Here is a 25,749-nt window from a genome sequence, read left to right on the forward strand (position 1 = left end):
CAATCTGCAATAAAGTGGTTAGATAATTTGATGCTTCCCGCTACTAAGAAAAAGCTTCAGAGAAATCTGAAGCTTTTTTTGTTTATCTAAAATTTGATTTAGATTGCAGATGCGTGAAGTCAGAGACATTCGCACAGCTTACCGTAAGAATACTTTGGAGAGCGAGAAACAGCTTTTCTATGGAAAAACTTTTTTATTCAAGCGCAATTTTTAGTGCTAAAATATGTTTACAAAGTCCCCTATTGTTCTCGTTGGCAGTGTACCAATTACAAGTACATTGATAAATCTCATTATTTTTAATGACAGTGTGGTAGATATCGGTCGAACCCTTTACAAGTGCTTTGATATAAGTTTCTGTTCTTTCTAAAATTTTTATTTCATCACATTCAACTATTTTTTTAGCATTTTTTAATCTAGGGTTAAAATTTATTAGTCTTTCAAGTTTGAATGGAAGTCTCCTGTAGAAATAGTTATTATCAAATAAATTATACCCTAGTAAACCGATACCTGACAAATTGGATTGTAGGTTATTCATTATTCTCAAATCAATTCCATTTTCAACTGAAATCAATGTCGGATTGAATACTTCATTTGTTTTAAAATAACCGTTCATTCCATTTATTAAGTTTGATGAAATTGAATCTGTCAAATCTTCTAAAAGCCTTCCTTCACCCGAAAATCCTCGATAAACACTATTTGAAAACAAATATGTCATTTGAATATCTTTGAAGTTTAAAATTAAGGCAAAGCTTTGTTGGGTATTATGTCTGTAAATAAATAGACTGTCAACTGACGAAATTAATTTTTGTATTAAATTGAGTCTGTGAATTCCGCCGACTTTTATACTATTTGGTCTCTCTAGTGGCAAAAAAGTATAATTAGCACCGGCTTTTGTTAAATAATATTCTGATTTTGTTGGTGTAGTAGGAAGTGTTTTAAATAATTGTAACGCTTCGAATTTGGTTAATTGAAAAGCAAGTTCCATTTCGGATAAAAATACTTGTACATTTCCTAGACCTTTAATCCATCTATTAGGTAACGTTACTTTATTTTCAACGGTTTTATGTTTTTCTGTAATAACATGTACTTCTTTCGAACCGATACCTAATAGTAATTTTTCAGATTGTTGCACATTCTTAAAAGCCCTAATTGTTTGATTGTTGAAATCAATATTTGTAGTACCGGAATGTAGAAATTCTCCATCAACACCATTCTTTAAAACATTAATTCTAGCATATACACTATTACAAGAAGAAAACGCTTCAAAATGAATTTCACCTGCTCCAACAGAAACTATTGGGTCTTTTAGTTTTGCTATTTGACCAGGTGTTAATGCAAAATGAGAACTTACTGTATTTGCCAATACACTTAAACATCTGGAAGCTAAATAGGAATTAATAATATTTCCGTAAAAAAAGCAAGGCTTATTGTTATCTCCATCAATTTCGGTATTATGTGAGAATGAAAAAATTTTATTATTCTCTTCTTGAAGATAGTAGGATGGGTTTTTATATTGATAAATAAATTCTGTTTCCATTATTTCTTTATTTCTATTATTCTCTCTTCTATTTCGTTTTCAACATCTAATTTTAAATCATTTTGCAACTCTTTATAATATTGAACAACTTTTTTACTATTAGTCGGTAGATTTTGTTTATCAAAATTTTTTATACAATTAGACAAAACAAGAAATTGAAAATGTTTAGTTTCTTTTGAATGATTAGGTTTATCTAAATACTCAATCAATCGGTTTATTGGTGCAAATTTTTCGTTTATCAACTTACTTAATTTTTTTGCAAACTCATCTAAATTTTCATTTCTAGTTATAGCTAAATTAATATATTCTGATGCAAGGTCTCTTGAAATTTTCTTCTCAAAAAGCAAACATACTGCTACATATAGCCAACCACTATGATGTATAAGAAGTTGGTGTTCTAAAATAAATTGCATTGGATACAAACATTCTTCAAACCCACTAACTTCATTTCCTGTAGCTGTATTTGGTATATATCTACAAAGTAGTGCATCAAGATAATTGGGATTTAATGAAAATTGATTGCCTATATCAACTCTACTTGCTTTTTCTGCGGAAGCTGTATTGTAATAAATTGTTTCTTGTCTAAGAGTTTTTTCTTTATTGTACCAAGTATAATTCCAGTTATTATCTAAAATTAATCTATACCAAGTGGCATATTCATTAGCATCTTTTTCAATATTAAAACCAACATTGAATGGCTCAACAACAGAAGGATAGCTTGATGCTTTTGATTTTCCGAATTCAGGAAAATTTCCATATGGGTTTTTAATTCTTGTTATTTGTGTCCAAAGCGGTAATGTCTCATTAGTAAAATTAATGTTGCTAGAAACTCCAAGAAAGTATCTTATAGCATCAGAATAATAACCTTTTAGGTTTTTCACGCCTTTGCTGAAATCAGCATCCAATTCCGTTATTAATATTCTATTACAAGCAACGATTAAATCTTCCAAATCAACTTTTGCATTACTATTTTCATATTGCAATAGTCTTTCTAATAAAATTTCCGGATGTACAAAAAATGGCTCATGAGTTGGTGTTGATATAAAGGGCAATGTGTTTTTATCCTTTAATTTTAAAAATGTCATTTTTGCCTTTTTGCCTAAAAACGGAATATACTTGAAATCCATCTTTGAAAACCCTTCATCATTTTTAATTGTCCAACTCTCAAGAAATAATGTAAATGCAGTCAGCGTATCACTTTCATGAAATTTATTAAAAAGAGATTTTGTATATGGTTTTATCTGTTTTACATAGTCAGATGGTATAGTAGATTGAAGTTGAATAATTCCATCCAAAAACAGCTCTATGTCTATTATTGATTTTGTTCGTATGCAAGTTCCTATTTGAAATAAAAGCTCATCCCAGTTAGAAATTGGTGCAATTTTTTTAAATGATTTCTTTTCAGCAATTACAGCATCAAAATTTTCAGAAGCTAGGTCGTTAACTTTTAAAATATCTTTTGCTACTTTTTTTAGATTTGGCAAAAATGGCGATACTATTGTTACTAAGTCTTTATCATCAAAATAGTTTATTAAAATTTTGGCCGTTTTCTCTTGAATCTTTGCTTCAGATTGCATAAAAAGCAAACATAAGTTTTCCCTGTAATCAAGGGCAATTTTAAATGAATTACTTAATACGTTTTCGATAATTTCCATAACTATTAAAATCGATTTTACAGTTTTGTCATTCGAAAATATAATTGGAACATTTTGTACAAATAATAAAGTATCAAATTCCTTATTTGCGTAGATTGTTTTAATGTTTAAGACAACATAATTTATTAAACTAGTTTGTCCAGTTCCTAATACCGAAAATAGGATAGATTGATTTGCAATTAATTCCTCCTTCGTGGGATGAAACAATTCCAGCAATCTAACATGCCAATCTAGATGCGGTTTCTTCCAATTATTCAGCAATGATGCCAAAAGGTGCGCTACTATGCTTCTATTGGCAAAAGCATTGTTTTTAATTAATATTTTGAAAACTTCAGTCCAATAAACGTGCGCTTTTGCACTTAATCCGTTAGAATAATCAATTGAGTTTGCTTTTATTGAATCCAGAATTGGAATTTCATATTTATAAAATTTACAAAAAACTTTTTTGATCAATTCACTATGTTCTAATAAAAATTCAGCGTCATCGAAATGGTTATTGTCAAAACCTTGTAAAGTAAACAAACTTCTAACAAAAAATTCTTCATCAAATTCGATCCAATTATTTTCATAAAATTTCCAAAGTATCTTAAAGTTTATGTTTCTAAATCTTTCTTTTGATATCTCTTTAATTACTTTATCTAGATAATGAGGTGGAAAGAGTTTATAGAAGTTAACAAGTGGTTCAAAATTATTGGTTGAAATATAGCTGTAATAAGGATTTGAAGTAAAGAATTCATGTTTGGTTTCTATTTTTTTAAATTCGTCATAATTTCTTACGCAGGTAATTAAAAAGTAATTTAAACAAGCATCTAATTGTTTCCTATTTTCATAAAAATCATTTCTTTCCTGGCCAATTAATTCTGAACCTTCCTTTTTTAAAATATCCCTGTTAATATCAAGCTCTTTCAATAAAGAAATAGTAGAAAAACGTTCCTCTTCTGTCAAAACTTTTGAGAAATTCAAAATCTCTTCCCAGTTTTTGTTCTTAATTATATTTATGATTTTTTCCATACCTGTTTATATTGTCGTTTTATCATGAGGCATAACTTAATTACCACATTATTGATTCCATATATATTTTCACTACTAATAATCCGAAGGACTTTTGATTGATTGATTGATTGATTGATGCTTTCTGGAATTTATACAGTGTCTATACAAACAAAAATCAGATAAATTAAGCTGCAAATACTAAAACAATTTAAAAATTTTCAAAAAGTTGGTTAAATATTTGAATGCTTCTCGCTAGAATGACCCATAATTTTGTTTTTTTTATTTCCTCTATCAATGCTTGTAAACGTTTGAACTAATCCAAAAAGTGAGTTCACTCTCACTCATTTATTATTAACAGCAATCCATCCATTTCAAATATATTTGCTTTTCTATAATTTTCAAATAAAATAAAGAACGCTTTACCACATTTTCACTAAAAAGAAGACATTAGAATCTCAGATAAATCTTAATTTTCATTTTTCATACAATTCACAAACAACAGCTTTTCAGCTTTTTAAAAAATAATCCAAAAAAATCTCAAAAAATCCTTTGCACAATCCAAAAATAGTTGCATTTTTGCACCCGCAATAGCAAAGCAGGTCCGTTCGTCTATCGGTTAGGACGCCAGGTTTTCATCCTGGTAAGGGGGGTTCGATTCCCCCACGGACTACTTACTAAGATAAAAGCTCTAGAGAAATCTAGAGCTTTTTTTGTTTATATTTACTTCGTTAAATATTTGAGAAAAGCAATCAAAAAAATCAACCCAAATCTCACAATGAAACTAAATTTAATAGCCCTTTTATTTGTATTCGCCTTTGCTACTATGTCTGGACAAGCTCCCGTTAGCAAAACCAATTACACCAACAGCAAGTTACCTCCGGAAGAAACTGTTACTAACAAATCTATAAAACCGCTTAAAAAAGAGTCTCTAGACGATACTTCGATTTTAATTTACGATTACGATGGTTCGCTTTTTTCTTGGGATCTAGAGGTAGAAAGCATCGTTTGGACTGTAAAAGCTTCAGATGCCCCTGCCGAAATGTGTGCCAACAAAATAACGATTCATGATGGAGTTGTGTATATTCCGTTTATTAATGGTGAAATTTATGCCGTAGACAACGGAACCGGCAACATTTTCTGGAAATCAAGATTGGGAAATATTACAGATCAGATTGTTTTAAAAGATCAAACTCCTATTATAGCTAATGGAAAACTATTTATTACAGCACAAAATCAAAACCAAAACAGTAATTTATATGCTTTGAACATAAAAGACGGAAGTCTGGCTTGGAACTACAAACTGGACACTCCTACTAACGATATTGAGCCATTATTTTTCGACAATAAAATTTTTACTCAAAGCGGAAACAATGTATATTGTTTTGAAGCCAATACAGGAAAATTGCTCAGCCAAAAAAGTTTTGACGAAACCATGAACGGAAAACCGACTACTGATGGTGAAAGTGTTTTTGTAGCTGGTGACAAAAACTGGCTTTACGCATTAAAACCAAATAGCCTAGATGTTCTTTGGCAATTTAAAATAGACGAAAATCAAAACAACGTAAAAGAGCGCATCGTTTGTCACGACAATAAAATATACTTTGCGGCACAAGGCGCTGAGGTTTCATCAATATATGCTGTAGATTCTAAAACTGGAACCCAACTTTGGAAAACCGATTTTAAAGACGATAACGTAGAATATATTGTTAAAGAGGTCGAAAATCTTTGGGGATATACCAAAAAGAAAAAGCTTTTCGAGTTGGATTTAACCAACGGCGAAATCGCTTTTGAAGAAAAATTGACTACACTTCCTGTTTCAAATATTGAATTCCCTAACGATGATAACCTGCTTTATTATTATTGTGATGCTGGATTGATTCAGTTTGATTTAAAAGAAAAGGACGAAAACGTATATTATATGCGAACTTCTCTTAAAGACGACGTTTACAGCGCTTATTTAAAGATAATTCGATAATAAAAAAGAAGCTTCTTCAGTTTGAAAAAGCTTCTTTTTTTTACCATAAGATACAAAAAAAAGACCACTTTAAGATGGTCTTTTTGCTATTTATTTTGAGAAAAATTTACGCTCTAAATAAAGCATATTTATTGTAGTTGTACAAAACTTCATCATAAGGAACATAAAGCGAAACTATTTTCTCTGTCGATTCATCAAATTTGATTCCGTTATGTTTTCTAAACAAATAAATTTCTTTCAAACAATTAGAAAGACTCTGATGAATTTCACTCGTAAACGTTGGCAGTTTTTTATCTCCAACCAAAAGATCAATCTGATAGTTAGAACTGCTTTTTGATAAGTTATTACCAATAATTCTAATTGTAAAAGTTGTCGATTTTCCGTATTGCTCTCCCTGATATTGCAGTGTCATGATTTCTTTTATTAAGTGATTAGTAATACCGCTTATTAATCGGTTTTTGGTTCTCTAGTTACTTGTATTAAAGTTATACAATTTTAAGACAAACATAAAAAATCATTTCTAAATTATATGTTATTTTTTGAAGAAAGCTTTAAGCCTAAAAAAAACGAAAACCGTAAACAATTACGGTTTTAACAATTAACTAAATGTAAAATTCATTCATAAGCAACGATCATTTTTGGGTAAACTATTGTAATTTATTTTCTTGGTTTATTTCTAATAAAAATGGATTTCCGTTTTCGTCCATCATTGTCAGGTTTAAAGCGTCTAAAAGCGCTATGTTTTTTGAAACTTCTCCTGTAAATTTATTGTACGAAAGATTTAACTCTGCCAAATTAGCCAGCTTTTCAATTTCCTGAGGAATTGCGCCTGTAAAATCATTATCAAATAAACTAAAATTTTGAAGCGCGTTCCAATTAATGATTTCGTTTGTCAAATTTCCAGACAATTTGTTATGGTTTAAAAGCAATACTTTCAGCCCAGAAATTTTATAAATTGAAACAGGCAGTTTTCCATGAATTTCATTATCAAAAACAGCTAGAATTTCCAACTGATTCAGTTTTCCAATATCCAACGGAAGTTCTCCCGAAATTTTATTCTTAAAAAGCTCCAAACCTTTCAATTTACCCAATTGGCAAATAGAATCTGGAATTGAACCAGATAATTTATTATCAGCAATATTAAGCGATTCTAATTCTTTCAAATTAAGAATTGACGAAGACAAACTTCCTTCAATTTTGTTCTTTTCCAGATTTAGCGATTCTAAATTTACAAGATCGTAAAAAGCTTCAGGCAATTCTCCCTGAAGATTATTATCTGATAGATTTAGCGCTACAACTTTTCCGTTTTCGGCCTTTACACCAAACCAGGTAGAAACAGACTGGCTCAAGTTCCACGTGTTTTTCCATTGCAAACCATTTGTTGCATGATACAATTTGATAAGCGCTTCTTTTTCCTTATCCGAAACGGTATCTGCTAAAATATTTAGCGAAAAGAGTCCTGTAAAAAGACAAACTAGTAGATATTTCATATTAGATTTGGGGAATTTAATACGCCACTAAATTATGTAATTCATAGTTATAATGCACTGATTGTCGACAAACTGTTGATAAAAAATAATTTTGTAAGATTTAAGTCTCGTTTCTATACATTGTAAAATCTATATTTTTTTGATTACATTTGACTAACTAATTCTAAAAACCTCATATTATGCAAATTAACTTCGTCGCATTATTTCTTGCCGCAATTGTTACATTGGTAACTGGTTTTATCTGGTACAACCCAAAAGTATTCGGAACGATCTGGATGAGAGAAAACAATCTTACTCAAGAAGAGTTAAGAAAAGGAAACATGCTCAAAATCTTCGGATTAACGTACATTTTTTCTCTAATGATTACAATGACTTTAATGTCGTTAACAATTCACCAATCTGGTGCAGTCGGAATGGTGGGCGGACCACCAATGATTGACAGCGCAAAACCATCTTTCGCAGCTTTTATGGCCGATTACGGAATGGCTTACAGAACTTTTAAACACGGAGCGCTTCACGGTTTTATGTCTGGATTATTTTTTGCGTTTCCTCTAATCGGAATCAATGGCTTATTCGAAAGAAAATCTTGGAAATATATCTTCGTCAATAGCGGATACTGGATTCTTACCCTGACTCTTATGGGTGGTATCATTTGCGGATTTGCTTAAATAAAACACATAGAAACCCGTTTGAAAAGTCGTTTTCAAACGGGTTTTTCTTAATAATAACTTAAACCCCATTAGTTATTGCAAATATTATCTAATTTTGAAGAAATTAGCTCAACCTTTTGAATACAACCTATTCTTTCCAGATTTACAAAAGCGCATCGTTATTGCCTTTAGAATGGAACTCGCTCGCATCAGATAATATTTTTTTGACACGAGAATATCTCGAAGTACTGGAAAATTCTGCCCCAGTAAATATGATTTGTCATTTTATCGGCATTTTTGATGAAAAAAAACTAATCGGAATTATTTTAACGCAATTTTTATTTGCCGAAAAACTAGAGTCGTTTGGTGAGCGCGATAAATGCTTAAAAACCTCAGTTCGTAATTTTGCATTAAAGAATTTTGCTTCGCACGTTTTATTCGTTGGAAACAATATGCTTACAGGGCAAAATGCTTTTATTTTTGATAAAAATGCTAAAGAATCTAAAGCTATCAAAACGTTGCATAAAGCTATTAATCAGCTCAAAAAAGAGCTGAAAGAAAGTGGCAAAAAAGTTCACATTACAAGCATAAAAGATTTTACTGCAAAAGAAATAGAACCGCTCCAAGCTGAATTCAAAAACAATTATACGTTTTCGACACAGCCTAATATGATTTTTGAAATCAATGAAAACTGGAAAACAGAACAGGATTATATTGACGCTTTATCCAAAAAATATCGCGATCAATACAAACGCGCCCGCAAAAAATCGGAAGGCATTTTAAAACAGCAAATGTCGCTTTCAGATATTCAGCAATACGAAGATGTTATTTACGATTTGTATTTTCATGTTGCCAAAAATGCCCCTTTCAACACCTTTTTTCTAGCAAGAAATCATTTTAGTTTTTTTAAAGAAATCATGGGAGAAAACTTTCTTCTGTATGGTTATTTCTTAGACGAAAAACTAATTGGTTTCAACACTTTAATCAAAAACGGAAATGTAATGGACACGTACTTTTTAGGTTATGACGAAAGTGTCCAACGCGAAAAAATGCTGTATTTAAATATGCTCTACGATATGATTGCGTATTCTATCAAGAAAGGTTTCCGTGAAATTATTTTTGCCAGAACGGCTCTCGAAATCAAAAGTTCGGTTGGTGCAAAACCAGTTAAAATGTATGGTTTAATCACGCATAGCAATGCATTGATAAACCATAACATTTCAAGGTTTTTTAATTATCTGGAACCGAAAACAGAATGGCAGGAACGTAATCCGTTTAAATAAAGGTGTCGCTCCGCTGGAGCTTTTGATAATTGTCAATCAAATAATTGCTATAAATATTAAACTCTTCCAGAGCTATTTTACATGATCCCATTTTGATTGCTGCCTAAAGCAAACATTGCCAAAAAAACTCCATATTTTCAACAATTATTCCTCTATAAATATTAATCTCCGCTGGAGCTTATTTTTCTTTACGCTAATTTTTTCTATAAATATTTCGCTCTTCCAGAGCTATTTGCCGCAGTTTATTTTGAATTGATTTAAAATATTTTGACAATAAATACTAATTAAAAAGCTCCAGAGGAGCTTAATATTTATCGCAATTATTCCAACCTGAGAGTTTCAAAAGCCCCAGCGGGTAGATACATACACAAAGCATTCTTCAGAAAAAAAATCTAAGGCACCGCCAATTTCATCTGCTTATGCAGAATATGAATTTCTAACGAAGTCTGTGCGCCACAATATTCTCCATCGATTTGAAAATTAACAGGATAATCTGTTTTTATTTCGGCTTTATCTGTCGAAATAATCACAATATCATCAGAGTCGATTGGCATATTTCCCGTAATTATTTTTCCGATTAAAAGCAGATCGAGACTTTTTAGAATTACCAATTCAAACTTTCCATCGTTCATAGTACCATTCGGATTGATAATGACACCCGTTCCGTATTTTTGCGAATTGGCAATTACAATCATTCTCGCAACATGTTCTACTACTTTATTGTTTGCCGTAATGGTAGCCACAAAAGGCTCTTCTGCTTCTTTTAATGTTGTAAACGCTTGCAAAGCATAACCCCAAAAACCTCTCACATCGCTTTTCTCGTAGTTTTTAACCAGATTGGCATTCAAACCAAGGTCGCTTAAATGAATGCTTTTTTTACCGTTGATGCAAATCATATCCATCTCGATATAATGGTGCAAAAAGGCTATTTTAAGATTCTCCTCTATTCCGGGAGGAAGATTCAAGTCTACCGAAAGTCCGTTGGCAGAACCGGCGGGCAGAATTCCGATAATAACGTTGTGGTCTTCCATAGCTTCGGCAACCATTTTAATAGTTCCATCACCGCCGGCAACCACAATTCTTTCAGGAATATACTGATCGTATAATTTTTGAATTTCTTTTACATCATTTTTTCCGGTTGTTTCATAAACTTCCAAGTCAAAATGATTTGTAGCTGCAAATTCTTCAACAGCTCCTATTAGTTCTGATTTGTCTAGATCTCCAGAGATAGGATTCACGACAAAGATGACGTTCTTTTTCAAAATTTTATTTTTAAAACCAATTATATTAAGTAAATTACAGTTACATAAATATACGTAATTAATGAAACCATTTTTACAATTATATCGAGGTTATGCAAATGAACAGGAATTAATTGTGATGGGGCATGTTTTGAAGAGAGAACATACTTATGATTTTGAGAGAAAAAAACTAAAAAATGCCACATCAATTCTCAAATTGTTCCGAATAAAAACCATTCAGAATTTTGACGTTTATCTTCATTATAATGACCAAATAATTCATTCTAAAACATTAGACGATGGTTATTTTAAATTTTGTATTCCGTTAGAAAAAGAAACTCATTTTGGATGGATGCCTTATGAAGTGAGTTTAAAATACGGAAATGAAACCAAAATCTGTAAAGGCAGTTTTATTAGACCGCACAAAGGAAAACTTGGAATTATTTCGGACATTGACGACACTTTTCTAATTTCTCATACCAATAATATCTTTAAAAAAATCTATATCTTACTTTTTAAAAATGTAAACGACCGCAAAGTTTTTACTGATGTCGTAGCTCATTATCAGGCTTTGAGTTCGGCTGGAAGAACTAATACGGAAGAAGTAAATGCTTTTTTCTACATTTCGAGCAGTGAGTGGAATTTATACCGCTTTATTGCTAAGTTTACTAAAATACATAAACTCCCAAAAGCAGTTTTTCTGCTAAAAGATATTAAACGCGGCATTACCGATTTTTTTATGAGCGGAAGAGGGAATCACGATCATAAGTTTGAGAAAATCAAACATGTGGTCGAATTTTACCCTACCTTACAATATGTTTTAATGGGTGATGATTCTCAGCATGATCCGATACTGTATGAAAGAATCTGCAAAATCTTTCCCGTTACAGTGATCGCTGTTTATATTAGACAAACTGGTAAAACACAGAAAAAAGAAGTAAAAAAAATCCTGAAGAATTTAGAAAGTTTGAATGTTGCTGTCTGCTATTTTAAGGAAAGTAGTAAAGCGATTGAACATTCTAGGTCTATTGGGATTATTAAATAGTTTGTTTCAAGTTTCAAGTTTCAAGTTTCAAGTTTCAAGTTTGAAGTTCCCACTAAACCTGAAACTTGAAACTTTTTAGCCCAGATTGAAGTGGAAAGCCCGGAAGCGCAAAACCTTATTTTCTTGGCAGAAAACAGCGACCGGAGGAAGCTCGTTTTATGACTTAGAAAATAAGGTTTTGCGGTGTCCCGATAGCTATCGGGATGTAACGGCAAGCTGGATTAGCTCCTGAAAATATTAACTATTAAAATTATCAATTTCTTCTTGAACGATTTCCCAATCAATAAGCAGCTGATCTAAATCGGCTTTCTTTTTATTGTAAGCGGTAAAGAAAGAAGCGTCTTCAACATGTTTATCATAGTTGGTTTCTAGCATTTTATCGTCATGCTGAATGTCTTTTTCTAATTGCTGAATCTGACTTTCGATTTTGCTTAATCTGTTTTGAAGCGCTTTTGTTTTTTTCTGGTCTTCGTAAGAAACTTTGCTTGCTTCTTTTACTGGAGCAGCGGTTTTCACTACATCTTTTTTCTCTACTTCGCGCATGTTCTCGAGATTGCGCTGTTCTAAGAAAAAGTTGATATCTCCTAAATATTCTTTTATTTTCTGATCTTTAAATTCGTAAACGATGTTTGACATTCCTTGAAGAAAATCCCTGTCATGAGAAACTAATAATAAAGTTCCGCCGAATTTTTGAAGCGCTGCTTTCAGAACGTTTTTAGATTTTATGTCTAAGTGGTTCGTAGGCTCATCCATCAGCAATACGTTGATTGGCTGTAACAGCAATTTACAAAGAGCCAAACGGTTACGCTCACCTCCAGAAAGCACTTTTACTTTTTTCTCTACATCGTCTCCACGGAATAAAAACGAACCTAACATATCACGTACTTTCATACGATTGGTGTCGGTTGCGGCATCTTCCATAGTTTGTAGCAAAGTGATTTCTCCGTCTAAATATTCGGCCTGATTTTGAGCAAAATATCCTAATTGCACATTGTGTCCTAATTTGATATTTCCGTCGTATTCAAATTCGTTTACCAAAGCTTTAATGAAAGTCGATTTACCTTGTCCATTTTGTCCAACAAAAGCAATTTTACTTCCTCTTTCGACCAATAAACTAATGTCTTTTAAAATCGTTTTATCGCCATAAGCTTTTGTTACATGCTCAGCTTCAATAACCACTTTTCCTGGTTCTTTTGAAACTGGAAACGAAATATTCATTACAGAATTGTCGTCTTCGTCAACTTCAATTCTTTCTACTTTATCTAATTTCTTAATCAGCGATTGTGCCATCGAAGCTTTTGAAGCTTTTGCACGGAATTTCTCGATTAATTTTTCTGTTTCTTCAATTTTTTTCTGTTGATTCTTTTGAGTTGCCAATTGCTTTTCGCGAATTTCGTGACGCAACTCTAAGTATTGAGAATATGGCTTATTGAAATCGTAAGCTTTTCCTAAAGAGATTTCGATTGTTCTGTTGGTCACATTATCCAAAAACATTTTATCGTGTGACACAATCACTACAACTCCAGGATAATTGCGAAGGAAATTTTCTAGCCAAATGATACTTTCGATATCTAAGTGGTTGGTTGGCTCATCCAGAAGCAATACATCGTTTGACTGCAATAATAGTTTTGCCAATTCTATACGCATTCTCCAACCTCCAGAAAATGTTTCGGTTTGATTATTGAAAACTTCTCTTTTGAAACCAAGTCCTAAAAGAATTTTTTCTGTGTCTCCAACATAATTATATCCGCCAAGAAGCTCAAAACGGTGTGTGTAATCAGAAAGATCTTCTATAATCTGTCCGTATTCTTCACTTTCATAATCGGTTCTGGTAACCAATTGATGATTGATTTCTTCTAGTTTTTTTTCTACAACTTTAATTTCGGTAAAAGCTTCATAGGCTTCTTCCAAAACGGTTCTTCCCTGCTCAAAATCGATATCTTGTCGAAGAAATCCCATTCTGATATCTTTCTCTTGAGAAATAACTCCAGAATCTGGTTTAAAATCTCCTGCCAGCATTTTTAGCATTGTAGATTTACCAGCTCCGTTTTTACCAACAAGACCTACGCGGTCGCCGGCACCCAAACGAAAAGTAACTTCTTCAAATAAATAGGTTCCTCCAAAAGAAACGGAAAGATTGTGTATATTAAGCATAATTTGTGACTGTTGTTACAAGAAATAAAGGCGTAAAAATGTACCTTTGATAAAATTTTTGCAAATGTTAAAAAAAGGATCCAAACTAAATAGCATTTTAACAGGAAGTTGTCCAAAATGCCAAAAAGAAAGCATGTATGAAGACAAAAATCCGCTTCATTTGAGTAAAGTTCTCAAAATGAACGAGCATTGCAGCCACTGCGGATTTAAATACCAAATTGAACCTTCATTTTTTTATGGCGCAATGTATGTGAGCTACGGATTGAATGTTGCCGTCGGAATTGCGGCTTTTATTGTTTCTTTTGTCTTTTTTGGCGCCACAATCGAACAATCTTTTATTGCAATTATATTGACCTTAGTTGTTTTATTCCCTTTTGTATTACGCCTTTCTAGAAACCTTTACATTAATATGTTTGTTTCTTACGATCCTAATGCCGGTCGGAAATAGATCTAAGATATCGCTTGTGGAAACGCTTAATATCGGCTTCTTTGTCAATTGGAGCTCCATTTTCTATATGTTCAAATAACATTTTTGCCAAAGCTGGCCCGAGCATAACGCCACGAGTCCCCAATCCGTTAAGTAGATGGATAGATTTATAGGCTTCGTGAGTTCCAATAATGGGTCTTCTGTCGGCGACTGTTGGTCGAACACCTGCGAAATGTTTTACGATCTCGAAATCGCACGTAATAATTTCTTTTATACGATCTAGGAGTTCTTTTTTGCCTTCTTCTGTTGGAAGGTCGGTTTTGTCATGCCAATTGTAAGTGGCACCAACTTTAAACAAATTGCCTCCTATTGGCAAGATAAAAACACTTGTATTAACAATTACATCCAGCTTTAAATCTGGCGCTTTTATTAAAAACAGCTCCCCTTTTGTACCATCCAAAGGCAAGTAATTAAAATAAGGATTTTTATGCAGTCCAAAACCTTCTGCAAATATAATATGACGGGCTTTAATATTTTTATACTGAATTCCTGAATCAAGAAACTCTAAGAAAGAGCTATGAAAAGATTCTTCTAGAAATAAATTATTTTCTTTTAAATATTCTCTATAGCTTTCCAATAATTGTCCTGTTTTAACATAGCCGGTATGCAAAACTTCTCCGTAATCATGAGGCGAATCGATACTCTGGTATTTTTTTGTAATCAGCTTTGTTGAGAGAAAAGGGGCCAAGTTAATTTTATCAGAAGCGGCAAACCAATTGTTCTGTTCTTCTATAGAAAAGAACTTTCTAAGAATTGGCATTTTATAATTGAATTTTTCATTTAGCTTTTCTTCTACCTGATCGTAAAATTCATTCATCAGAACCAAATGGTCTTTTGCGTTCCAAACTTCACTGAAACGTTTTAAAATTACAGGATTATACAGCCCTCCAGCAATTCTAGAAGAATTCTGCGACTTGTCATCAATAACTAAAATAGATTTATTGTTTCTTAGGGCGATTTCTGCAAAGGAAATTCCAGCTAGCCCAGATCCGACGATTAAATAATCAAGCATTGGTAAAATAAATAAAATAAAAAAACTCTTACTGCAAAGGTAGTAAGAGTTTTTCGATTATTACCTTATGAATAGATCTAGTAATTCCACATATCTTGTTCGAAATTTCGTATTTTCTCTTTTACCCTTTCAGATTCTAACAACTGACTTTGAGCATCATCTCGAATATAATCTTTAATCTCTCTATCTCCATATACATTCTCTTCTTTATAAATTACAGAATTAAAACGTCTTGAGTTCAAGATTTGATCAAAGGAAATTGGCAACGCCGAATTTTGATCATTGAAAGCTTTGGCTTCATGCAGAACATCGCGTGCGTTTGGAAAGAAAACCCAAAACAATTCTATATAATCTTTCTCGTCACTATTCATGGTATAAACATCTGGAGTAACAGGACAAATGCCTAAAAGACGATATTTTAAATCACTTTGTCTTTTATCAAAATACCAAAAACCTTTAATCTTATACTGGCTTACATCTGCAGCTGTAAGATCTTGCTTCAAAATGTACTCTGCAGGAACCGTTCTAGTTGGTCCAACGGTTTGATCAACATACGTCACTTTTTTATTTTTTCCTGTGCCCGTAACTACCTTCTTCTTCACCACACGCGTTCTATAATCATCTGGATATTGATTAATCAATTCACGTCCAGCATCGGTAGTATCAACGCGAGATAATGCTCCTTCCACATCTTTCATCGTTTTCTTGGTAGTAAAATAACTATCCGTGTAAACTTCTGTTATGCGCCCACTTTTAATTCCTTTGGTCAAAACATCGTAGAGTGAACGTCTATCACGGCCAATATTTGCAGTATCTACAGGAAAATACAATGGAAAATTAATCTTTTCATTTAAATCAATTATCTCCCAAACTGTTTTTCCCATCAAAACATCTCTGTCATCTACATAGCCATAAGCTAGTGGCTTATCATTATCAGCGATCATTTGGGCAGCTGTCTTAACGCCAATTTCATCAACCGTTTTGGCATTAAGTAAATTAGACTGCGCTAAAGACAAAAAACTGCTTGTTGCAGTCAAAATAACAATTAAAAAATTTCTTGGTTTCATCATGATCATTTTTTTACAAGACATTAAACGAAATTTCGACTTAAATATTGTTATTTTTCTTACATAAATAAAAATAATACATTTTAAACCTTTCTTTTATACAGCAAGAAATATTAAAATTATATATGCAAAAAAAAACTCTTACTACAAATGTAGTAAGAGTTTTTCATTATTACGCTATGTATCAACTTAGTAGTTCCACATATCTTGTTCAAAGTTGCGAATTTTCTCTTTCACTCTTTCAGATTCTAATAACTGATTTTGTGCGTTATCTTTCATGTAATCGCTAATTGCTCTGTCTCCGTAAAGGTTTTCTTCTTTGTAAACAACTGCATTAAAGCGTCTTGAATTTAAAATCTGATCAAATGAAATTGGAAGTGCAGAGTTGCTGTCATTGAATGCTTTTGCTTCATGCAGTGCTTCTCTAGCATTTGGGAAGAAAACCCAAAACAATTCAATATAATCTTTTTCGTCACTATTCATTGTATAAACGTCTGGAGTTACTGGGCAAATTCCTAGTAAACGATATTTCAATTCACTTTGACGTTTATCAAAATACCAGTATCCTTTAATTTTATACTGAGTAACATCTGCTGCTGTAAGGTCTTGTTTCAAGATATATTCAGCAGGAACCGTTCTTGTTGGTCCAACTGTTTCTTCTACATAAGAAACTGACTTGTTTTTACCTTTACCAGAAACTACTTTTTTCTTCACAACACGTGATTTGTAATCGTCAGGATATTGGTTAATTAACTCTCTACCAGCATCAGTTGTATCAATACGAGATAATGATCCTTCGATGTCTTTCATAGATTTTTTAGTATTGAAATAACTGTCAGTGTACACTTCAGTAATTTTTCCACTTTTAATAGCTTTCGTTAAAACGTCATAAAGTGAACGTCTATTAGGACCAATATTAGCTGTATCTACTGGAAAGTATAATGGAAAGTTGATTTTTTCATTTAAATCAATGATCTCCCATGTTGTTTTCCCCATCAAGACATCTCGATCATCTACATAACCATAAGCCAGTGGCTTATCATTATCAGATATTAATTGAGCTGGAGTTTTAAGTCCAATCTGATCTGGTGTTTTTGCGTTAAGCAAATTGGATTGCGCATTAGAAGCAAAACCTCCAGCGATAGAAACAATAGCTATTAAAAAATTTCTTACTTTCATCGTGGTATCGTTATAAGATATTGAATGTAGCTTACACTACTTTATTATTGTATTTCGTAAATTACAGGAGCAGTTCTTGGCAATAAATAGCTACCAGCTCCAACAAGTTTAGTTTTAATTTCAGAAATAGTAACTTGGTCTCCTTTACCTGCTCTTGAAAGTACTTGTTTACATTGTGCATTCATTCTGTTTCCTGAAACTACAACTGTAGGCTGTCCAGCAATCTTCATGTTAAATCCAACAACATCTAAACCAACTTCAAAATCAAAATCAAGAAGTTTAGCTCCAATAGTAGCAATTTCTAAGTTAGATTTAGGACCTTTTACAACTCCCATTTCTCCTCTAATTGTTCCTGTTGGACCAGGAATACCTTTAATTCTGAATGTTTTCTTATCTGTTACTTTATCACCGTTTGGCAATGTACCAGTTACAGAAATTGTAGTCTCAGTACCTTGACCTGGGCTCATGTTGTATTTTCCTGGTTTTCCAGCAGAAGATAAACCTGGAGCGCTTGCAACAATTTTGTTGGCATCAACACCAGCAAAAGATACAGAGATTGGGTTAACAACTCCTCTATATACTACATTCATTTTATCTGCAGAAATTGTAGCTGCGTTTGGTCTTGGAACTACAACATACGGTTGTTCAAAAGTTAACGGAATAGTTTTACCATCTTCCAAAAATGTAAATTTACCTTTGATAGTTTGCTCTCCTACTGAACCTGCAGTCATTTCAACAACCGCTTGACCATTCACAATATTTCCTGGTCTTCCATTAAGATCAAAAGATGTTGGTTTTGTATTATCATCATAACGTCCCAAAACAACTTTACCTGTTACTTTTTCTCCTTGGAAATAAGCTCCTTTATCAAGTACAACAATTGCTTTGTAATTACTGTAAGAAGCAGCCTGAACCGCCGCTTTTCCTAAAGCAGTGTTGTAAACATCAGTTTCTACTTTCTGAACGTCGTTCTGCCAAGCTGAAAGTTTAGCGGCAGATGCGATTGCAGGGAAACCTTTAAAATGATAAGCTAAGTATTTTTCTTTTATACCGTCTTTATTTTTTACATCAGAAAGATCAAATTTCTTTTCAATTTCTTTAATAATATTACCGTATTTATTCTTTGGATCAGTCAAAGCAACTTTCATATCCGCTTTATATTTTTCAATTCTAGCGATAATTTCATTACCTTTTTTAGTGTAACCGTCTCCTGTAAACCAGTCGTCGATATTATCACCTTTGTCCATAGACTCATAAGGTAATTTTCCTGTTGCTTTATCAACTTCAAAACCTTTAACAGCTTGAGTTTTTAAAGTTCCAATATATGCATAAAAATCTTTTGAAATCGCCTCAACTTTATGAGCTGTTTCAGCGGCAATAGCAAATTCTCCTTTTGCTTCAGCTGCTTTTTGATCCAAAGCTGTTAATAAAGAAGCATTATTTTCGATTGATGTTTTATTAGAAGCTTCAAATTTTTCGTTAAACAAACCAAAACCTGAAATAACTTCTTTTGATACGTTCATTGCTAACATTGCGATGAAAACCAGATACATCAGGTTGATCATCTTCTGTCTAGGGGTTAATTTTCCTCCTGCCATTTTTTTCTAATTAGTTCTTTTATTAATAAATTTAATATTTAGTTAAAAACTAATTATCCTTTGTTACTCATTGCAGAAAGCATACCACCGTAAACACTGTTTAAAGAAGCGATATTAGCTGTCATAGAAGCCATTTGTTCTTTTAATTTAGAAGCGTTTTCAGCAATTTCTTTGTTAGCTTCAGCGTTTCTAGAAGCGCTTTCTAACTGTACTTTATATAAACTGTTTAAAGATTCCATTTGAGCAGCAGCCATAGACATTTCCTCAGCATATTTCTTTTGACCTGCAATTGAATCTACTGTTGGAGAAATTGCTTTTGCAGCACCTTCAAAGTTTTTGATAGAATTTCCTAAGCTAGCCATTAATTCACCATCAATTTTAGCTTCTTTCAACATATTATCTAACTTTTGAGACAACAATCCTTGGGCATCAGCTGTAGTCTCTGCTTTAACTTCTTTTTTTCTAGCTTGTCCGTTAGCTAATTCAGGGTAAACAAGAGTCCAGTCTAATTCATCTTCAACTGGTTCAAAAGCAGAAAGCGCAAAAATTAACGCCTCTGTCACCAATCCTACTGAAAGCATAACTGTACCAGTTAAAGGTCCAATTTCAAAGTGAGTAATTTTGAATAAAGCTCCAACGATTACCACTGCCGCTCCCATACCATAAGCGAAATTCATTGCTTTTTTACTTAATAATGCCATAATACTTTTTTTTTAGGTTTTAAAATAGATTTGTTGGATATTGATTTAATTATAAATTACTTTTTTCTGTTACCGGTTACTTGAGTACCCATGTAGTCTTGTACAGTTCTGAATCCGATGTAGCTTCTTGCAGAATCAGCATATTCGTGGTCACGTGTACTTACCTGTAGGAAATAAGCAACGTCTTTCCAAGAACCTCCACGAACTACTTTTCTTTGGTTCTTACCATCAATTACGTTTGGATTCATTGTAGAAACATACTCGTAAGCATTTGGATTGTAAGCAGAATCTGTCCACTCAGAAACGTTTCCTGCCATATTGTATAATCCATAACCATTAACATCGTATGATTTAGCTTCAACAGTATAAAGAGCTTCATCTGCAGCATAATCTCCTCTGCTTGGCTTAAAGTTTGCTAAGAAACAACCTCTATCACTTTTAGTATAAGGACCTCCCCATGGGTATGTAGCAGACTCCAGACCTCCTCTAGCAGCATACTCCCATTCAGCTTCAGTTGGTAATCTGAATGCATTAACTAAGTCACGACCTTTTTTCTTAGATTTAATATAACTGTTTTTGTTTAATGTTCTCCAAGCGCAGAATGCTTTAGCTTGTTTCCAAGTTACACCAACTACTGGATAATCTCCATAAGCTTTGTGCCAGAAATAATCGTTATGCATTGGCTCATTATATGAATAAGCGAAATCTTTAATCCAAACTGCAGTATCAGGATAAACATTTACCTGCTCTGTCTTTACGAAGTCACTTCTTTTTCCAACTTTTGCTTTTGCAGCTGCTTGAATATCCATCCAAGAATAACGGAATTTTAATTTATTTACGTCAATTGTTCTTAAACCGTTATATGATTCTTCAATTGGCAAATACATAGAATCCATTACTTCCGCGTAATACTCATCTGGATATGCTTTTGTATCTTTAATTAACTTAACTTTTCTGTTTAGTTTTCTTCCAGCATAAGGATCATCTTTTGTACCAACACTATAATAGTTATCATACATATATTTATCATAAGCCGTCATTTTTTCTGGATCAGAATCATTAAAAGCATAATCAGCAATACTTCCACCTTTGCTTCCTTTTCCGTCAGCAGGTTTCTGTCCTGTTTCGTCAGCTAAGATTGCTAAACGAACTCTCATTGTAGAATCTTTTACCCATTCCACAAATTGACGATACTCACTATTTGTAATTTCAGTTTCATCCATATAAAACGAACGAACTGTTACAGTTTTAGTTGGAGCATCTTCTACGTTAGCTAAATCAGCGTCTGATTTACCCATAATAAAAGATCCGCCTGGAACCAAAGTCATTCCATAAGGTTTTTCAGGATGCCATTTCCCTCCTGTAACACCAACTAATTCACCTTTGTCACCTGACTTACCACAGCCGATTACTAGTGTTAACATTGCTGCAAATGCAATAAACTTCTTCATATAAATTTGGGATTATCTATTCATTATTAAAAGTCCGTAAACGTATTTATTATTTATCTAAAAAACAATACTACTCGCGAATTTATTTTACCGTTCAAAAATAATGTTAAATAAAATAAAAAAAAAATATTTCATCGACAAACTGCTTCAAAAAATCGATGTAAAACGTTAATTTTTATGTATTATACTTATTTTCTTACTAATTTATTTTAACTATTTTAAACAACTTTTAAAAATTTAAGATTTCACTTAAATTTTCGATCTATAAAGCGTTTTTTCGTTGTGCTTTCCACCATCTTTCTGGCAATTCTTGATTGCAAGCTGCCAAATATTCATCGTAAGAACATGGTAATAACGTATTTCTTTTTAATTTATTGCTGCCATTAGATTCGAATGGAATTTCGATCCACCAACGGTCTGTTTTATCACTTTTATAAAATATCAATTCTTCATCTTCTAAAGGAACTATATATTTTAAATAGTTAGCTCTGCTTCCAAACGGATACTCCTTTGAGCGGTAATGGTAACCTTCAATAAAATACCATACAATTTGAGCAATAATAACCGATTCGGGCATTGTGCTGTTATGGTTAAACACACCAAAAGAAGAAACTTTATCACTAATACCTGCGTATCTAGCCAAAGCGCAAATTTCTTTTCCGTTAAATCCGTTTGGTTCAAAAGTAACCATATTACCTGAAGCTGAAGATTTTACAGAATTCAAATCTATACTTACTAAATCTGCGTCTCTAAAAATTGGCTCAGCCAATGTAATTTTATTTGAAATTTCGCCTAATCGATAAGCATCAAAAAACAGTTTTTCGATCAAATCGATTTCTTCTTGTGAATTATAATAGGTTTGATATCCTATATTACAGTAATTGAATAGGTTATTAGGCTCATCAATAATAATTTTTGTTAGATAAGAATTAGCCGAAACGGACTCATTTTCTTTTCCAAAATCAAATTTGTTATCAACAGCAACCAAGTTTACCATCTGCTCCAAATCATCGTAAGCGCGATATAAAGCATAGGTCAAATCTTGAGAACCCCCTAGGACTATAGGAATAACTTTTCTTTTAATTAATGATGCCGTAACTTTCCTTACTGCAAAATAAGTATCTTCTACAGAGTCCCCCGCCAGTATATCTCCTAAGTCTGCAATTGAAGCATCCCAGTTGCCTGGAAACATACTATAAAGTTTTTTACGTACAGCAGTAAGATTAACTTCATTAATCATATTGATGTTCGTACGATCTTCTAAAACACCAATTATAGCAACATTAACCTGCTCAATATCAGGAAACTGATCTTCGGTATGAAAAACAATTTTACTACCAAGCTCTTGGGAAGACAGTGCGCTGACGAATTTTACAATCGCATCATTAACTGGTTCTAGAAAATCAAATTCCATTTATATTATTTCTTTTTAGCGGCTGTTTTTTTAGCTGGAGCTTTTTTAGCCGTTGTTGTTTTAGCTGCGGTTTTCTTTGCAGGCGCTTTTTTAGCTGGTGTTTTTGCTGCAATCATCTCTTGAACTTGTTCTAATGTCAATTTTGTTGCATCAACATCTTTACTTAACTCAATTTTGATTTTCCCTTTTAGAATTACAGAACGTCCCCAACGGGCTTTTTCTACTACAATCCCTTCTTCTTCCCAATTGTGAAGAACTTTATCAATATTTTTTTGAAGTTTATCTTCGATTAGCTCTTCAACATCTGCCTGAGATAAATTATCAAAATTATATTTCTTGCTTACGTTTACAAAAAGTCCGTTCCATTTAATAAATGGTCCAAAACGTCCCACCCCTTTTTGTACTCCTTCTCCTTTATAAGTTGCAATTGGCGCATCGGCAAGTGCTTTTTCATCAATTAGTTCCTGAGCTCTTTCTTTAGAAACATTAAGCGGATCTTCTCCTCTTGGCAATGATATAAAAACGCTTCCGTGACGTACGTAAGGACCATAACGACCATTATTTACCTCTACTTCTTCTCCTTTATATTCACCTAAACTTTTTGGAAGCAAGAACAAATTCAACGCTTCTTCAAGTGTAATGTTTCCTATATTTTGGTCCGCCATTAAGCTGGCAAACTTTTTATCCTCGTCATCTGCTTCTCCAATTTGCGCCATTGGCCCAAATTTTCCTAAACGAACCGAAACTTGTCTTCCGTCGGCGTCTTTTCCAAGGATTCTTTCACCACTTTCACGCTCCGCATTTGCCTCAACTTCTTTTACATTTGGATGAAAGTGATTGTAAAAATCCTGCATCATTTTTGCCCAATCGATATTTCCTTCGGCGATTTCGTCAAAATCCTGTTCAACCTTTGCAGTAAAATTATAATCTAAGATATTTTCGAAATTCTTCACTAAGAAATCAGTGACAATAGTTCCAATATCTGTTGGAACTAACTTTCCTTTATCAGATCCTGTATTTTCTTTAAGACTTTTTTCGCCTACTTTATTATTTTGCAAAGTAAGCTGTGTATAATTACGTTCAACCCCTTCTAAAGTTCCTTTTTCAACATAATTTCTATTAATAATAGTTGAAATTGTCGGAGCGTAAGTAGACGGACGTCCGATTCCAAGTTCTTCTAGCTTTTTAACCAAAGATGCCTCTGTATAACGTGCCGGCGGTCTTGAATATCGCTCTGTGGCTGTAATATAGTTATTAGCAAGTTTTTCGTTTACTTTTAAAGCAGGAAGCATTCCTTCTTGCTCTTCTTCATCATCATCGTGGCCTTCTAAGTATACTTTTAAGAAACCTTCAAAAAGTAAAACTTCTCCAGAAGCTGTAAAAATTTCGCTGTGATTATCTGCTTCGATTTTCACGTTTGTTCTTTCTAACTGCGCATCGCTCATTTGAGAGGCCAAAGTTCTTTTCCAAATCAAATCGTATAAACGGGCTTGGTCACGGTCAATATTTACAGTATGACGCGACATGTCTGTCGGACGAATTGCTTCGTGCGCTTCTTGTGCTCCTTTGTTTTTGTTTGCAAAAACACGAGGTTTAGAAAATTCTTTTCCGTACGATTTAATGATTTCAGCTTCTGCAGCAGCCATCGCTTCTTGCGAAAGATTTACAGAGTCAGTTCTCATATAGGTAATAAGTCCGGCCTCGTACAGACGCTGTGCAAGCTGCATCGTGATTCCAACTGGCAAATACAATTTTCTTGCTGCTTCTTGTTGTAATGTAGAAGTTGTAAAAGGTGCTGTTGGCGATTTTTTGGTAGGTTTAGTTTCTAAATCTGCTACCTTATATTTAGAACCGATATTTTGATTTAAGAAATCTTCGGCTTCTTTTTTAGTATTGAAGTTTTTTGGAAGTTTTGCTTTGAAAGCTTTTCCAGCTTCGTTTACAAATTCTGCTACAATTGAATAAGTTGCAACCGCATTGAAATTTTGGATTTCGCGTTCTCTCTCAACAATTAAACGAACAGAAACAGATTGTACACGTCCAGCAGAAAGTCCTCCTTTGATTTTTCTCCATAAAACTGGAGATAATTCGTAACCAACTAAACGGTCCAAAACTCTTCTCGCCTGTTGTGCGTTTACTAAATTATAATCTATTTCTCTTGGATTATCAATTGCTTTAAGAATTGCAGATTTTGTAATCTCGTGAAAAACAATTCGTTTGGTCTTTTTTGTATCTAGTTTTAATTCTTCCGCCAAGTGCCATGAAATAGCCTCTCCCTCGCGGTCCTCATCGCTTGCTAACCAAACCGTTTCGGCATTCTTAGAAAGTGATTTTAGTTTCGTTACCAAGGCTTTTTTATCCGGAGAAACTTCATATTTTGGTTTAAAACCATTTTCTACATCTACTCCTATTTCCTTTGATGGTAAGTCGGCTATGTGACCATAACTTGACTCCACCTGAAAATCACTTCCGAGAAATTTCTCTATCGTTTTCGCCTTTGCAGGTGACTCCACTATTACTAAATTCTTTGCCATTGCTCTTATTTTCTGCAACAAAAGTATTTATTTTTTTTAAATATTAACCTCACAGATGAATTTTTGAGGTATTTTGATATTATGAAACTTAAAATTGCAGATTTATCTGTAATATTCCGCATTATATATATAGGTATAAGTTTTAATGATTTCTGACCGAGAAATTCCTTTTATTTTAGATTTTAGATTTTAGATTTTAGATTTTAGATTTTAGATTTTAGATTTTAGATTTTAGATTTTAGATTTTAGATTTTAGATTTTAGATTTTAGATTTTAGATTTTA

19 protein-coding genes and 1 tRNA gene are annotated in these 25,749 nt (G+C 32.9%); 6 read left to right on the top strand and 14 right to left on the bottom strand.

Going from position 1 to position 25,749, the window contains the following annotated elements; all coding sequences use genetic code 11:
• Positions 1-193: 193 nt before the first annotated feature.
• Together EG814_RS14115 and EG814_RS14120 are read right to left on the bottom strand one after the other, a co-directional pair.
• On the bottom strand, positions 194-1,537 hold the full coding sequence (locus EG814_RS14115) for an SWIM zinc finger family protein (RefSeq protein WP_125722544.1): 1,344 nt from the start codon (positions 1,535-1,537) through the stop codon (positions 194-196).
• Complete coding sequence (locus EG814_RS14120) at positions 1,537-4,203, bottom strand: DUF6493 family protein (protein ID WP_125722545.1); 2,667 nt, start codon at positions 4,201-4,203, stop codon at positions 1,537-1,539. Before EG814_RS14120 ends, EG814_RS14115 begins: the two co-directional genes overlap by 1 nt.
• 580 nt (positions 4,204-4,783) lie before the next feature.
• Between EG814_RS14120 and EG814_RS14125 the strand changes: the two genes are divergently transcribed.
• Positions 4,784-4,855 (top strand) — tRNA-Glu (locus EG814_RS14125).
• A 105-nt stretch (positions 4,856-4,960) separates the two neighbouring features.
• Positions 4,961-6,160 carry an outer membrane protein assembly factor BamB family protein gene (locus EG814_RS14130; RefSeq protein ID WP_125722546.1) on the top strand — a complete coding sequence of 400 codons (1,200 nt, stop codon included), beginning with the start codon at positions 4,961-4,963 and terminating at the stop codon, positions 6,158-6,160.
• A gap of 106 nt (positions 6,161-6,266) precedes the next feature.
• On the opposite strand, the gene EG814_RS14135 is transcribed toward EG814_RS14130, so the two are convergent.
• Positions 6,267-6,572 (bottom strand): hypothetical protein, encoded by a 306-nt coding sequence (locus EG814_RS14135; RefSeq protein WP_125722547.1) that lies wholly within the window; start codon positions 6,570-6,572, stop codon positions 6,267-6,269.
• A 235-nt stretch (positions 6,573-6,807) separates the two neighbouring features.
• Positions 6,808-7,650 carry a leucine-rich repeat domain-containing protein gene (locus tag EG814_RS14140; RefSeq protein WP_125722548.1) on the bottom strand — a complete coding sequence of 281 codons (843 nt, stop codon included), beginning with the start codon at positions 7,648-7,650 and terminating at the stop codon, positions 6,808-6,810.
• Between the two features lie 179 nt (positions 7,651-7,829).
• Here EG814_RS14140 and EG814_RS14145 point away from each other — a divergent pair, with 179 nt between their 5' ends.
• Positions 7,830-8,318, top strand: coding sequence for a DUF1761 domain-containing protein (locus EG814_RS14145; RefSeq protein WP_125722549.1), 489 nt, complete (start codon positions 7,830-7,832; stop codon positions 8,316-8,318).
• A 119-nt stretch (positions 8,319-8,437) separates the two neighbouring features.
• Positions 8,438-9,583: a GNAT family N-acetyltransferase gene (locus EG814_RS14150; RefSeq protein WP_125722550.1), complete on the top strand. Its 1,146-nt coding sequence runs from the start codon at positions 8,438-8,440 to the stop codon at positions 9,581-9,583.
• A gap of 392 nt (positions 9,584-9,975) precedes the next feature.
• Here the strand turns inward: EG814_RS14150 and EG814_RS14155 are convergent, their stop codons facing one another.
• Positions 9,976-10,845 (bottom strand): diacylglycerol/lipid kinase family protein, encoded by an 870-nt coding sequence (locus EG814_RS14155; protein ID WP_125722551.1) that lies wholly within the window; start codon positions 10,843-10,845, stop codon positions 9,976-9,978.
• A 61-nt stretch (positions 10,846-10,906) separates the two neighbouring features.
• Between EG814_RS14155 and EG814_RS14160 the strand changes: the two genes are divergently transcribed.
• Positions 10,907-11,869 (top strand): App1 family protein, encoded by a 963-nt coding sequence (locus tag EG814_RS14160; protein WP_125722552.1) that lies wholly within the window; start codon positions 10,907-10,909, stop codon positions 11,867-11,869.
• A 237-nt stretch (positions 11,870-12,106) separates the two neighbouring features.
• Here the strand turns inward: EG814_RS14160 and EG814_RS14165 are convergent, their stop codons facing one another.
• Positions 12,107-14,023: an ABC-F family ATP-binding cassette domain-containing protein gene (locus EG814_RS14165; RefSeq protein WP_125722553.1), complete on the bottom strand. Its 1,917-nt coding sequence runs from the start codon at positions 14,021-14,023 to the stop codon at positions 12,107-12,109.
• A gap of 64 nt (positions 14,024-14,087) precedes the next feature.
• Here EG814_RS14165 and EG814_RS14170 point away from each other — a divergent pair, with 64 nt between their 5' ends.
• On the top strand, positions 14,088-14,471 hold the full coding sequence (locus tag EG814_RS14170; RefSeq protein ID WP_125722554.1) for a DUF983 domain-containing protein: 384 nt from the start codon (positions 14,088-14,090) through the stop codon (positions 14,469-14,471).
• Here the strand turns inward: EG814_RS14170 and EG814_RS14175 are convergent.
• From EG814_RS14175 to topA, 8 genes are all read right to left on the bottom strand, one after another.
• The gene (locus EG814_RS14175; RefSeq protein WP_125722555.1) at positions 14,452-15,522 is read right to left on the bottom strand and encodes an NAD(P)/FAD-dependent oxidoreductase; all 1,071 of its coding nucleotides are present in this window, start codon (positions 15,520-15,522) and stop codon (positions 14,452-14,454) included. The genes EG814_RS14170 and EG814_RS14175 overlap by 20 nt on opposite strands.
• 77 nt (positions 15,523-15,599) lie before the next feature.
• Entirely contained in the window at positions 15,600-16,589 is a 990-nt protein-coding gene (gene porN / locus EG814_RS14180) for a type IX secretion system ring subunit PorN/GldN (protein ID WP_125722568.1), read from the bottom strand.
• Positions 16,590-16,778: 189 nt separating this feature from the next.
• Complete coding sequence (gene porN / locus EG814_RS14185; protein ID WP_125722556.1) at positions 16,779-17,768, bottom strand: type IX secretion system ring subunit PorN/GldN; 990 nt, start codon at positions 17,766-17,768, stop codon at positions 16,779-16,781.
• 44 nt (positions 17,769-17,812) lie between these two features.
• The gene (porM, locus tag EG814_RS14190) at positions 17,813-19,366 is read right to left on the bottom strand and encodes a type IX secretion system motor protein PorM/GldM (protein WP_125722557.1); all 1,554 of its coding nucleotides are present in this window, start codon (positions 19,364-19,366) and stop codon (positions 17,813-17,815) included.
• A 53-nt stretch (positions 19,367-19,419) separates the two neighbouring features.
• On the bottom strand, positions 19,420-20,067 hold the full coding sequence (gene porL / locus EG814_RS14195; RefSeq protein WP_125722558.1) for a type IX secretion system motor protein PorL/GldL: 648 nt from the start codon (positions 20,065-20,067) through the stop codon (positions 19,420-19,422).
• A gap of 56 nt (positions 20,068-20,123) precedes the next feature.
• Positions 20,124-21,518: a T9SS ring complex lipoprotein PorK/GldK gene (gene porK, locus EG814_RS14200; protein ID WP_125722559.1), complete on the bottom strand. Its 1,395-nt coding sequence runs from the start codon at positions 21,516-21,518 to the stop codon at positions 20,124-20,126.
• Positions 21,519-21,780: 262 nt separating this feature from the next.
• Positions 21,781-22,932 carry a formimidoylglutamase gene (locus EG814_RS14205; protein WP_125722560.1) on the bottom strand — a complete coding sequence of 384 codons (1,152 nt, stop codon included), beginning with the start codon at positions 22,930-22,932 and terminating at the stop codon, positions 21,781-21,783.
• A 5-nt stretch (positions 22,933-22,937) separates the two neighbouring features.
• Positions 22,938-25,466 carry a type I DNA topoisomerase gene (topA, locus tag EG814_RS14210; protein WP_125722561.1) on the bottom strand — a complete coding sequence of 843 codons (2,529 nt, stop codon included), beginning with the start codon at positions 25,464-25,466 and terminating at the stop codon, positions 22,938-22,940.
• Between the last annotated feature and the right edge of the window lie 283 nt (positions 25,467-25,749).

It is taken from the genome of Flavobacterium ustbae (genome assembly GCF_003946915.1).
GTDB classification, from domain to species: Bacteria; Bacteroidota; Bacteroidia; order Flavobacteriales; family Flavobacteriaceae; genus Flavobacterium; species Flavobacterium ustbae.

Coding starts and splice junctions, on each gene's coding strand:
- EG814_RS14120 (WP_125722545.1), bottom strand. CDS start 4,203: ATGGAAAAAATCATAAATATAATTAAGAACAAAAACTGGGAAGAGATT.
- EG814_RS14135 (WP_125722547.1), bottom strand. CDS start 6,572: ATGACACTGCAATATCAGGGAGAGCAATACGGAAAATCGACAACTTTT.
- porL (WP_125722558.1), bottom strand. CDS start 20,067: ATGGCATTATTAAGTAAAAAAGCAATGAATTTCGCTTATGGTATGGGA.
- EG814_RS14115 (WP_125722544.1), bottom strand. CDS start 1,537: ATGGAAACAGAATTTATTTATCAATATAAAAACCCATCCTACTATCTT.
- porN (WP_125722568.1), bottom strand. CDS start 16,589: ATGAAACCAAGAAATTTTTTAATTGTTATTTTGACTGCAACAAGCAGT.
- EG814_RS14165 (WP_125722553.1), bottom strand. CDS start 14,023: ATGCTTAATATACACAATCTTTCCGTTTCTTTTGGAGGAACCTATTTA.
- porM (WP_125722557.1), bottom strand. CDS start 19,366: ATGGCAGGAGGAAAATTAACCCCTAGACAGAAGATGATCAACCTGATG.
- EG814_RS14130 (WP_125722546.1), top strand. CDS start 4,961: ATGAAACTAAATTTAATAGCCCTTTTATTTGTATTCGCCTTTGCTACT.
- EG814_RS14205 (WP_125722560.1), bottom strand. CDS start 22,932: ATGGAATTTGATTTTCTAGAACCAGTTAATGATGCGATTGTAAAATTC.
- EG814_RS14140 (WP_125722548.1), bottom strand. CDS start 7,650: ATGAAATATCTACTAGTTTGTCTTTTTACAGGACTCTTTTCGCTAAAT.
- porN (WP_125722556.1), bottom strand. CDS start 17,768: ATGAAAGTAAGAAATTTTTTAATAGCTATTGTTTCTATCGCTGGAGGT.
- EG814_RS14145 (WP_125722549.1), top strand. CDS start 7,830: ATGCAAATTAACTTCGTCGCATTATTTCTTGCCGCAATTGTTACATTG.
- porK (WP_125722559.1), bottom strand. CDS start 21,518: ATGAAGAAGTTTATTGCATTTGCAGCAATGTTAACACTAGTAATCGGC.
- EG814_RS14160 (WP_125722552.1), top strand. CDS start 10,907: ATGAAACCATTTTTACAATTATATCGAGGTTATGCAAATGAACAGGAA.
- EG814_RS14175 (WP_125722555.1), bottom strand. CDS start 15,522: ATGCTTGATTATTTAATCGTCGGATCTGGGCTAGCTGGAATTTCCTTT.
- topA (WP_125722561.1), bottom strand. CDS start 25,466: ATGGCAAAGAATTTAGTAATAGTGGAGTCACCTGCAAAGGCGAAAACG.
- EG814_RS14170 (WP_125722554.1), top strand. CDS start 14,088: ATGTTAAAAAAAGGATCCAAACTAAATAGCATTTTAACAGGAAGTTGT.